Genomic DNA, 11,159 nt, shown 5'->3' with positions numbered 1-11,159 from the left:
ATTTGGACATTGCCGAAGCGACGACGAAGATCCACGCTGCGGCCGTCTTGCGCGAGCTTGGGGTGCGAAACCGAACCGAAGCGGCCGTGTTGCTGCAAACCTGGCACGCGAAAAACGTGGGTTAGAATTCGATTTCCTTTCGCGATAGCCGCAGCGAATATCGCAGTCCGTGGTCCGTGATTTCCAGTTTTGGTGAATGCCCGACGAGCGGCGTACCGTCCAGGCCGATTATCATGGAACCGAAACCGTGACGCACGACGCTTGGGGTCATCCGCCTCCCCGATTCCACCCAATCGAACGCGACATCCTCAGTCGCGTCGCCGGATGCGAATTCCCACTTTACTTCAATCCGCCCGTGTGAATCCCCCAGCGCACCATATTTCACGGAATTGGTGGTCAGCTCGTGAAGAACCATGGCAAGGCTCTCCGCGGCGCCGGCCGGCAACATCACGGAAGGGCCAGCGATTGTTATGTTCCGCGTCTCCACAAAGGGTTTCAACTCCCGGGCAACAAGATCATGGAGCATCCCCGATGAGTTGGTGTGGCGTGAAAGGAGCAAATGCGTCGCTTCCAGCGCTCGAATCCGATCGATCAGCATATCTTTGTATTTTGCAACATTGTTCTCGGGAACATTGATCATCTTCACCAGCGCCGTGATCACGGAGAACAGGTTGCTGAACCGATGGCGTTGTTCGAGCATGATGCGCTCGCGTTTCTTTGCCGCGGCTCGCAGAAGCGTGGTCTGTCGACGCTCGGTCAGGTCAGCGGCCACGCCGACACGCAACAGACGGTCGCCATGTTTTTCCTGACGCCCGCGCAGGGCGACCCAGCGTATATGACCGTCTGCCCGCCGGACACGAATTTCAGTGTCGTAATTCAACACTGATGAGGGCCTTATCGAGGCTTCCAGCTTTGGCCAATCTGCCGGATGGACCACGGTCGAAAGCTCTTCCAAAGGGCGCATTGGAGCCGACGACAGGCCGAGAATATCCCAGAACTTACCCGAGCCTGTGACTGTCCCGTCCTTGACATCGATTCGCCATGTACCCAGGCGTCCGGCAGACAGGACTAGATCAAGCCATTCCTTCTGAGCCCGAAGCGCCTCGCGCGCCGTTCTTCGCTCCGAAATGTCGTCGACCACCACGAACACGCTCTCCGAGAGAACTCCGTCGGGCCGGGACGACGACAAGGTCAGCCGAACCCAGAGCGCCGCGCCGTCCTTTCTTAGCAGCCGGACCTCCGATCCAAACGAAGTCGCGTCATTCTCGAGACCTTCCAATAGCTGCTGCACGGAATCTTGATCGTCCGGGTGAACGAGTGCCTTGAGCGGCAATTGGGCAAGCTCCCGTTCCTTGTAGCCTGTCATCTCACAAAGACGCCTGTTGGATTGCAACACCTCGCCCTTCTTGTTGGTGTTTGCGAAACCCATCGCAGCACGCTCGAAGGCCCAACGGTAGCGGCTCTCGGTCGCCTCGACGGCAGCGAGCCTTTGCTCTGCGACCTCGAGCGCCTCACGCAAGTCTTGTCGCAGGCGGTGAAACACCGAGGCGATTACGCCACCCGAGACCAGGAGGAGGATGACGCGCGTCCAGTCTTCAGATGAGATGTGCGCGTTCAAGACGCTTCGCGCCCATAGGCCGGCAACCGCCATCGCAAGCGTCGCGGCTATCGCGGCCGCGCGGCCCTCAAGGTATACAATGATGATAATGGCAGGAATACATGCAATAAAGTCCCCACCTTGGCCAATATGTACTGAATTTGTTGTTTCGAATAGCACCGAAACTGTCAGCACCACTATGGAAGCCACATGGGCTAACGGTGTGCCTGACACGTAGGAATTCAACCAGCGCAAATACGACCCCATGCTCCAGGCTACAACCTTCTGACTAGATCGTCGAGACTAGACGCAAATGGGCAACCTAGTACCACTGCCGGATTGCCAGGCCTTTGCCGGCGAATAGAATCAGGTTGGTTGGACTTATCAGAAATACATGTCTCATCGAATGCGGCGGCTCTAAACCCGCCGCAAATAGGTACAGTCGTTTCGAAATTCAAGACAGGTGAATAATCCGCATCAATGAATCTTGGGAAACTAGGAGTAATTTTGAGGGCTTACTCCTCGCCGAAGACGATTAGGTTGGGCAACTAGGTTGGGGTCGAAAAATGAACGTGATTGACAGGCGCAACGATACGTTTGCGGGCGGACAATATATTGTGCTGAGGAATGGATATTCCCAACAGGCACACACAACGCAATCTTCAAATACTTCGGATCGGCCAAACGCTCGGGTTGACGGGTCGACGCGGCGCGGTTGGGAATCCGTCACCGGCATGCTTGACCGCATCGGCTGTGGCTATCTGGTACTGAACCGCGAAAAAAGAGTGATCGAGTGGAACGCGGCCGCCCAAAACACGCTTGAGCGCCCGGGCGAAGCGGCCAATATGGCCAGCGAACTTTCGGCTGCGCTAAGGCGGCTGGTTGCGAATGTTCCGGCCCATTTCCTGCCGGGGTCGCTCTCTTGGGTAGTGATCTGCAGCAGGGACGACAGGCCGGTGATCCTGAATGAAACGGGCCTCCTCGCACCTGACGGAACGTGTATCGTCGCATTGCTCGATCGCAAGAACAGATCGGCGGCAAATCCCGGGACCCTGCAGAGGATGTTCGGCCTGACGAGTGCGGAAACGCATCTCGCGTTGCGCCTGGCTCAAGGCGATGCGCCCCTGGATATCGCCCGCAGCTGGCGCCTCAGCCGCACGACGATCCGCTCCCAGCTTGCCTCCCTGTTCGCCAAGACCGAGACGAAGCGCCAGGCGGAACTGGTAGCCCTTCTGGGGCGCATTTCGGTCTTGCCGTGAGGGCTGCGCTCTAGGGGCCGAGGCCGATTAATCTGGTCGAATCGCCTGGATCATGCTCCGGATATGCATGATCCCAGGCGATCCTTATGGCGCTGTCGCGGCAGGCGAAAGACCGCCTCTGATCATGAGACGTTCCTCTCAATCGTGATTTCACATATCCAGCTCAAAGCATCCGCCAGATCGCGGCCTTGGCCGCGCGGATAACGTCGACCAGTGGTTGGCCGGCATCTACACTCACCACGGTTGCAGCTCGAAAGGTCAGTCGCTGCAGGGCCGGCACCCGCTTTTGAACGACCAGGGGATCCATGTCCGGCTCGCGCGACATGATGACTTCGGAGCTCGTCTGCAATTTGATCACGAGATCCGGCGGCAGACGGCGAGCAAACGCATAGGCGTCGGCCTCAAAACGCCGAAGCCAGGTCGGGACTTTGGCCAATCGGGGCAGCAGCGGAGCATCGTTGAAGTCTCCGATCTCGTCCTGGGGGAACCGGTCGGCGATGACAACCATTCCTCGATCCGCGCCACGTCGCGCGGCCACCAGCTTCATCAGCTTCTCCCAAGCGACGACAGTTGCCCAGATGGCAAGAAGAATGCTGTAGAAAGGCCCTGGTGCGCGGCCCGAGACCGTGCCGTGCGAGCTGCCCGCCGGCTTGGTTCCAAGCGCCAAGGTGGCCAGCGGTACCAGCAACTTGAACGGCAGCAACAGCAGCGATGGCTTGCCGCCACCTGTACCGAAATAGATGGGGAGCACGTCGACCTCCGACCCAAGCCATTGGCGGATCGCTGTGACCAAGGTTGTCTTGCCACTCCCATCGATGCCAACCACGGCCACGACGATACCACCGCCGGGGGCATGTCGGCCCCAGGGTCGGGGTACTTGGAAGAACCGTTTGTTCAGGCTCCCGACGGTCCAGAGGATCACTCGGCTGATGCGGCGCAGGGCGACCTCGGTGGTGTTGTAGGTTCGATACACCGCCAGGTCCTTGCGGACATGTCTGTGAAGGCGATGCTGGGTTGCGAGGGGCTGAGGCCCGGACATCGCACCGGCAATCGCTTCCGCCAGATCGTCTTTCACCAGTTTTGCCGCCAGATCACGAAGACCGCGGGAATCAACGTGCGGCGCCAGATGCAATCGGTCGAGTTCGAATTTCTCCTGCGTCGCCCGCCAGTCGCGAAGTGCTATGGGATCTCGGCGCCGGAATTCGAGACTGGCTCGCACCAACAGCAGAAGTGCTTCGCTTGTCGGGTCCAATACCCGAATGGGCAGGGTTGGATGTGGGATTGTCGAGGCCAGAATAAGCTGTTCCCAGGGGAGTTGATAGTTTCTCAGGAGGCGCTCGCCGACGACCAGGCGAAAGTGAATGTGGAGGTGGACGATGCGACCACTGGGCTCGTCATAGCCAAGAAAGCTCTGTATCGCGGGATGGCTGCGGCAAGGCACGGAGTCGAAGCGCTTGAAGCCACAGGCAAGTAGCACCTGAGCGGCCAGATGCTGGTCGGACCTTGCAACAAGCAGGTCGAGGTCCGACTCGCCCAGCAAGACTGCCTGCAAGCGCCGGCTGCTCTTCCAATAACAGCATTCGACGTTGCTTTGCCGCAAGGCGTCAAGCGCAGTGAGCAGAACATCCAGGACTTGGGATTCCCGCACGACGTTGGGGTCGCCTGCGATGGCGGGCGCGGAGGCGGCCTGAGAATTGGACTTCGACGGCGGAAACCCGCTGGCCTGATAACGGGCGAATGTCATGGCGCCAACCTCCAGCGGAGGGACATGCTGCTATCTCCACCGAACTGTGACTTGTCCCGACCTGACGGCCAAGGCAGCAAAGATCAGACCGGGCAGGATGTTCAATCGTTTGCGGATATAGAATGCCATCGCCGAGTTCCAGACGACCAAAGCGAGCACAACGCCCGCGGCCGCTCCGATCGTTCCGTCCAATTCCATGCCGATCGCACAGGCCACGATGTTGGCCATGGCGCCAGCAACCATCGTCGTTGCAGCGGCCCATTCGTGTCCGGTCATCGTCAGAAGATTGAGCTGGGGCCCACAGAGCGCGGTGCAGACGTAACCCATGATGAGGATCCGCGCGATCAGTGCTCCCGCCGCAAAATCCTCACCGAACCAGCGCAAGAGCGGTTCGGTGACCAGCAGCAATGGAACAGCGATCGCCAGCGCCCCACCGGAACTTAGAACGGCAGCGCGCGAAAACAGCCGTTGCAACGCTTCGTGATCCTTGCGGGCATGAAGATCCGCCGCTGTTGGCGAGAACATCGTGCTGACAGCGACGCTGGAAAGACCCACGAGCAGTGCCACGTTCAGGCCCAGGGCAAAAATACCGGCCTCGCGGACCTGACCGGTCCAGCCCAGAAGCACGACCCCAGTGCGGCTGATGAATACGTCGAGCCCGGTGACAAGCATGGTCGGGGGCACCGCCGACCACCATTGGCGCCCAGTGTAGGTCGCCTGAGTGTCTCGCAGGCCGGCCGGCCATAGTTTCATTGCTGTGACGAACACGAGCCCGACCGTGACGGCTGAGCTTGCAACGATTGCCATCATCGCCAACGGTGCATCCAGGGTCCACCAGCCCGAAAACGCCGCGCCACCCAATAGAGCCAACAGAAGTCCGTCGCGCGCAACGCGCTCGGGCAAAAGAGCCGACACCACGCCTCCAAAGGCACGAACCAGGGTAGCGCCAAGGGCATAGGCCGTGATCAGCGGCACGGCCGCCATACCGAGGAGCATTGTCGTCTGAAGCTCCTGGTGAAGGTGGTTCGAAGGCAGAAAGACGATGAGCGCGGCTCCGGTCAACCCCGCAAGCGTCGCCGCCGACAGCGACCACCACAACGCTGATGTGATTACCCCGCGAGCCAGGTCCAAACGCCCGGCAGCCTTGTATGCCGGCACGAAGCGAAGAAGCGAAATATTGAAGCCGAGCATCGAGAGCGAGGCGAGAACCGTGCTCCAAGCCAGAGAGTAGGAATAGATGCCGTAGCTTGTGGCGCCGACCAGGCGCGCGATGCCGAGTTGTGCCATGCTGGTCAGCCCGGCACCCCCAATATAGACCAGAAGGGCGAAGATGCTTGCATGAACGAGGCGTCGGCCAACGTCGTGACGCCGAGCAGGCACCGCAATGGAGGCGGTGCCCCCGGCGACGACAGACAGCGGCAAGATGTCGGCGACCGCGTCGGCTGCTTGATACTGAAGCGGATCTCCTTCGGAGCGGTCGTTCATACCTCGTTCTTTCTGTGCCTGCGCCTGATAGGCAATTCGCTTCGCCGCTTTTTGATGACGGGAACCGCGATCGGGGATAGCCGCGCTAGGATTTCCTCTTCCACCCGACACAGGCCACGGAAGGTCGATTGAGGATCAACTGGTTGAACCGACACGATGCTTCGGTGCGCCCTCGAGAGGACATCACCAATGTTGTCGAATACTTGAAAGGAGTTCATGTTGCCTGCGACATCCACTTCAAAGAGGCGCTCTGCCGCTGGTTCGGACATCATCCTTGCGTGCAGTCGCGCTTCCACGTCATCGCGCGGCACGGCCACCCGAACCACGAGATCGGCCTGAGGCGCGAAATGAAGCGCCTGTGCGATCGACTCGTCATCTGCCGCGCCGTTAAACATCGCCAGAGACCCGACCGCCTGAACGAAGCCCTGATCAAATATCGTTATGTCTGTCGATTTCCGCGCCTGCTCCCAGCAACTCGACAAACGAACCATGTACTGCCACATCCTAATACGCCATATAATACTTTTAGGCGGCATAATATTTACCAGACAACCAGCTGTTCTTAACTCTAATTTGGCCCAATTCTCTGAAAATAACACCGATACTATTGAAAATACCGCTGACGAAATTCTGGAAATTATTGAAAATACCCCGAAAAAACTCCAACTCCCACCCCTACTGCGAGGCTGATAGCAGAGAATGACCGTGGCCACGTATCCTCTGTCGCGCAAGCGGCTGGCGAGCGCATGCGCAAGGGTTGTTTTACCGGATGCGGGTGGTCCGAAGAATTCAATGATCATGCCAATTCAAATCCTGGAGTCAGCGGCCGGCGACCAAAACGTCGCCACCGTCCCCGAACCGGTATCTGGCGTGTTGCTTCAGATTAACCTGCGTTAGAACGCTGGCGGTGGAAGGGGGCGGATTCCAAGGCAGGTTCTCCTCGACGCCGATGAATTCCAAGACATTGCGAGCGATGTTCCGCGGCGTCTCGCCCCAGCGCACGGCCAAAAGGACGACGTCCGCCCAACTGGCCAGGTATCTGGTTTCCGGGCCCGCCAGCCCTGACGGTCCGTCTATGATCACGACGCTGTACTTCTCTCTTAACCTGTCCATGATCTTCACTGCGTCCGCCGTCGATACGAGGTGGAGGACATCGTGCGAATTCGGCGGCGCAGGCATGAAACTGAGCCGAATCTCCGGCATGTCTTCAACCGTGTCGGGCAGTGGCCGGTTGCCGATAAGGAAATCGGCAACCGTGCATTTGGTCTTGGATGTGCTGAACTCACTCCGAAACTCACGCGTCATCCGTGCTCCCTGCTGATCGAAATCGAGGAAAAGTACGCGCTCTCCGAGCCGCGCGGCAGTCAACGCAAGGCTCCATGCAAGCGATGTCTTGTCTTCGCCACTGTCGCTGGCCATGACCAGAATTATCCCTGGCAAGCGCAATCTCGCATTGGCCAGGGAAATCAGCAGCGACCCGACGGCACGCGTGTAGGGAGCCTTGTGTTGACCCAACAGCACACCGCAGAGTCGTCTTGCGCGCGGCCGAACTATCCTTGGAAGAAGACTGACGCACGGAATCCCCAGTGCGGCCTCGGCCTCGGCCGCACTGTGCAAAGTTCGATCGAAGCGCCGGCGAACGAGCACGAGAACGGCAGCGGCGAGGCCGAATACGATTGCCCCCGGAGGAACCAGAAAAATCGGAGATAACGTCACCGGACGCGCAGGCGGCCACGCCGCGGACAGGATAGCGACGTCCGACCTCGGGGTCCCGACCCGCTGCAGCAAGTCCTGTTGCCGCGTCAGCAAGTCGTTGTAGCGTTGAGAGACGACATCGGCCTGCAATTCGAGCGCGCGCAGGCCTGAAAGGCGGCTGACGGCGTCGGCAGCGGCAGCCTTGAGCGCTCCGCTCCGCTCCTCAAGCGATGCTACCTGTGCCTGATAGACGTGCCGTTCGACATCCAGGCGAGCGATCTGCCGTTCGATCTCGCGCGCGATTGCCAGGTGGTCCGGGACGCTCTCAGTCGCCGGGACGACGCCAGTGTCGTCCGCCGCGCCCGCCAGAGGGTCGATCGATACTGGCGACCCGATCGCATCCGCCAGCTCCGTAGCGGTGGCGTCGGTCTTGCGAAGGTCCCGGACGCGTTCGAGCCGCGCCTCGACCGCGGCGAGATTGGCTTTGACCAAGGATATCTGCTGCCCGAGTGCAACGATCTCCCGGCCGTTGTCATCGGCACTTCCACGATCGGGAGCACCATTGGTCAAACGATAGGTTTGCAACTGATCCGTGGCGCGCGCCAGTTCGCCCTGCATCTCGGACAGGCGAGAGACAATCGAGGCGAGATCGCGCTGGTCCGAGGCGCGATTTTGCTGCGCCGTGTTGTCGACGTAGACAGTGGCGACGGTGTTGGCAACCTGCGCGGCGCGTGCCGGATCGCGATCGGTGAATCCGATGCTGATAATTCTGGAACGCAGTTCCTGACCGACCCTCAGTTGATCTTTCAATGCCTTAAGCATAACGGCCTCCGCCGCTTGTGGCGTTGCAGCGGGAGCCTGCGGGCCGAACCAGCCCCCCCACAAGAGGCTGCTCAACTGAGCCCGCGCCTTCTGCACCATTGCAAGAACTGCGCTGTGTATAGAGCCTGGTTCGGTCTCGGCCGAGGCCGAGTGTGCCGGCCCCTGCTCCTCGTCCGCTTTGCGCAGAACGGCGAGCACGTTCCTCAGATGCGCTTCGGACGAAAGCACCGTCAGATGGCCGTCGACAATTGCGGCCAGCATATCCTGCGGTGCATTCGCCGTGCCGGTGGACGCACCGTTGCCAGGCAGGTCGACGATCATCTGCGTGCTGGCCTCATAAAGGGGCGAGCGCGCCATCCCGGCAAATCCGGTCAGGATACCACCCAGAATGGCCATTCCGAGGACGAGCCACTTTTTCCCCCAGACAGTGACCGCGACTTGCTGGAAGGGCGTTGAGTTCTCTGTTTTTTCGAAAGGCACACGCCGCAGCCGCGCACTGGATTCGTGCGTCGGCACCGACGTTTGCTTCGGCCGCAGAAATTGAATTTGGTTGACCATTTCAATCACCCAGCAACGCGTAATCTCGAGACAGGCTTGCTTCGGGCGCGCCCGGCCGCATGGCCTCGTCGCGCCACGCCTGGAACATCAGCACCGGCCACAGATCGCGAGCGCGGTCCTGTCTTCCATCGATGTGATCACGCCAGCAGGCATCGACCTTTGCCAAGTCGAGAATTCCGTCGCCCGAACGGCGTGCACCGGCAACAAGATCTGACGCCCATTCGCGCAGAGGCCCCTTGAGCCAGGCTCCAATCGGAACATCGAAGCCTTGCTTTGGCCGATCAGTCAGTCGCCGCGGTACGTAGCGACCCAGCAGTTGGCGAAGGATCCACTTGCCCTTGCCATTTCGGACCTTGGCGTTGGTCGGCAAGCGCCAGGAGAATTCAACCACGCGATGGTCGAGAATCGGGCATCGACCTTCGAGACTATTGGCCATGCTGGCACGATCGAGCTTCACCAATATGTCGCCAGGCATATAGCCGGTCATGTCGTCGAACAAGAGACGGGACAACAGGTCGCCGAGCTGCGGCGCGCTGGAAATCGACGGCGGCAGCTGGCGACGAACCAGGTTCTCGGTCGAAGATGCCATCAACCGCTGAAGCAGATCGTCCTCATTTGCCGCCTCGAGCAGGTTGGCGAGGCGAGTCAACCGGTCGCTTCGCAACGTGTGCCGCACACTTGCCGAAAGCGGCAAGCTGTCGATGAGATCGTGCAGCGGGTTCTGGGCCAGCAGCCCGGCCCCCGCGGCCAACATCCGGCGAAGTGGTGATGGAAGCTGCTGTTGCTTTCTCAGGCGGGCTGCCAGGAAGTGCCGGGAGTACCCAGCGAAACACTCGTCACCGCCGTCTCCCGAGAGAGCCACCGTGACATGCTGGCGGGCGAGCCGCGACACCAGCAGCGTCGGTATCTGGGATTCGTCGGCGAATGGCTCGTCCCAGATCCGCGGCAACTCTGGAATGACGTCGCGCGCGGCGGCCGGCGAGAGGTGAAGCTCCGTATGATCGGTGCCCAAATGCCGCGCAACCGCTGCGGCATGAGGCGCCTCGTCGAATCCGCCCTCACCGAAGGCAATGGTGAAAGTGCGCACGGGCTGGGAGGACTGCGCCTGCATCAGGGCAACAATGGTTGAGCTGTCTATTCCGCCCGACAGGAAGGCACCGAGCGGCACGTCGGCGACCATCCGTTGGCGCACCGCAAGGCCAAGCAGGTTTTCGAGCTCGGTCGTCAATTCTTCATCGCTGCCGGCGATCTGTTCCCGCCGTTCCTTCGCCGCGACCTCGGTCAACGACCACCAGCGTCGGATGTGATGCGTGAGGGAGGCGCCGTTGCGGGCGTTTGCAAAATCCGCGGCCGTCACGGATAGAACCGAACCCGGCAGCAACTTGAATACGTCGCGCCAGATGCATCGGTTGTCCGGCACCCATCCCTTCGCAAGCATCGTTGCCGCCGCATCGAGATCGAGTTCGGGAGAGAAACCGGGAAAACACTCGATCGCCTTCAACTCCGAGGCGAAGATAAGCGCTTCGCCTGTCGAGGCGACATAGAGGGGCTTTTTGCCCATTCGGTCACGGGCGAGATGAAGGACCCGTGTCTTCAGATCCCACAGCCCAAACGCAAACATGCCGGCAAAGCGAGCGAGCGCGGCGTCGAGCCCCCAGGTCTCGATCGCACACAGCATGATTTCGGTGTCGCTGGTGCCGCGGAAACAGTTGCCCGCACCTTCCAGTTCGCGGCGCAAATCCCGGAAATTGTATATCTCGCCGTTAAAGGTGATGACATAGCGCCCACTTGCCGACTGCATTGGCTGGCGACCTGCCTCCGACAAGTCGACGATAGCCAGACGCCGGTGACCGAAGGCAACACCGGCCTCGCGGCTCATCCAGAACCCCTCGCCATCCGGCCCCCGATGACGAAGGGCTGTGGTCATTTGCCCTATCGCCCTGAGTAGCTTCGCGTCGGCTGCATTGGGTGCAAGAAGAATTCCAGCAATCCCGCACAT

General features: G+C 60.3%; 8 protein-coding genes. 2 read left to right on the top strand and 6 right to left on the bottom strand.

The window, feature by feature from the left end; all coding sequences use genetic code 11:
• Positions 1-125, top strand: a 125-nt coding sequence (locus C7I87_RS36285; protein ID WP_246696516.1) for a LuxR C-terminal-related transcriptional regulator, incomplete at its 5' end; no start/stop codon positions are given.
• On the opposite strand, the gene C7I87_RS32835 is transcribed toward C7I87_RS36285, so the two are convergent.
• Positions 122-1,795 carry a sensor histidine kinase gene (locus C7I87_RS32835; protein WP_246696515.1) on the bottom strand — a complete coding sequence of 558 codons (1,674 nt, stop codon included), beginning with the start codon at positions 1,793-1,795 and terminating at the stop codon, positions 122-124. The two genes, C7I87_RS36285 and C7I87_RS32835, sit on opposite strands and share 4 nt — an antisense overlap.
• Positions 1,796-2,331: 536 nt before the next feature.
• Here C7I87_RS32835 and C7I87_RS32830 point away from each other — a divergent pair.
• A complete protein-coding gene (locus C7I87_RS32830; RefSeq protein WP_246696514.1) occupies positions 2,332-2,856 on the top strand; it encodes a helix-turn-helix transcriptional regulator in 525 nt (174 codons plus the stop codon).
• A gap of 163 nt (positions 2,857-3,019) precedes the next feature.
• On the opposite strand, the gene C7I87_RS32825 is transcribed toward C7I87_RS32830, so the two are convergent.
• Genes C7I87_RS32825 through asnB form a run of 5 tightly spaced genes read right to left on the bottom strand, consistent with a single transcriptional unit; the run spans position 3,020 to position 11,159 of the window.
• A complete protein-coding gene (locus C7I87_RS32825; protein ID WP_149908105.1) occupies positions 3,020-4,600 on the bottom strand; it encodes a nucleoside/nucleotide kinase family protein in 1,581 nt (526 codons plus the stop codon).
• Positions 4,601-4,630: 30 nt separating this feature from the next.
• The gene (locus tag C7I87_RS32820; RefSeq protein WP_149908104.1) at positions 4,631-6,085 is read right to left on the bottom strand and encodes a lipopolysaccharide biosynthesis protein; all 1,455 of its coding nucleotides are present in this window, start codon (positions 6,083-6,085) and stop codon (positions 4,631-4,633) included.
• Positions 6,082-6,885, bottom strand: a complete 804-nt coding sequence (locus tag C7I87_RS32815) for a hypothetical protein (RefSeq protein WP_149908103.1) — start codon at positions 6,883-6,885, stop codon at positions 6,082-6,084. The genes C7I87_RS32820 and C7I87_RS32815 overlap by 4 nt, the downstream gene beginning before the upstream one ends.
• A 19-nt stretch (positions 6,886-6,904) precedes the next feature.
• On the bottom strand, positions 6,905-9,160 hold the full coding sequence (locus C7I87_RS32810; RefSeq protein WP_149908102.1) for a GumC family protein: 2,256 nt from the start codon (positions 9,158-9,160) through the stop codon (positions 6,905-6,907).
• 1 nt (position 9,161) lies between these two features.
• Positions 9,162-11,159 carry an asparagine synthase (glutamine-hydrolyzing) gene (asnB, locus tag C7I87_RS32805; protein WP_149908101.1) on the bottom strand — a complete coding sequence of 666 codons (1,998 nt, stop codon included), beginning with the start codon at positions 11,157-11,159 and terminating at the stop codon, positions 9,162-9,164.

It is taken from the genome of Mesorhizobium sp. SARCC-RB16n (genome assembly GCF_008520305.1).
Lineage (GTDB): Bacteria > Pseudomonadota > Alphaproteobacteria > Rhizobiales > Rhizobiaceae > Mesorhizobium.
This window is presented reverse-complemented; position numbering and strand designations above follow the sequence as displayed.

Bases quoted from the DNA above. Each gene is read 5' to 3' on its own strand.
- C7I87_RS32830 (WP_246696514.1), top strand. From the start codon at position 2,332: ATGCTTGACCGCATCGGCTGTGGCTATCTGGTACTGAACCGCGAAAAA.
- C7I87_RS32825 (WP_149908105.1), bottom strand. From the start codon at position 4,600: ATGACATTCGCCCGTTATCAGGCCAGCGGGTTTCCGCCGTCGAAGTCC.
- C7I87_RS32820 (WP_149908104.1), bottom strand. From the start codon at position 6,085: ATGAACGACCGCTCCGAAGGAGATCCGCTTCAGTATCAAGCAGCCGAC.
- C7I87_RS32815 (WP_149908103.1), bottom strand. From the start codon at position 6,885: ATGATCATTGAATTCTTCGGACCACCCGCATCCGGTAAAACAACCCTT.
- C7I87_RS32810 (WP_149908102.1), bottom strand. From the start codon at position 9,160: ATGGTCAACCAAATTCAATTTCTGCGGCCGAAGCAAACGTCGGTGCCG.
- asnB (WP_149908101.1), bottom strand. From the start codon at position 11,159: ATGTGCGGGATTGCTGGAATTCTTCTTGCACCCAATGCAGCCGACGCG.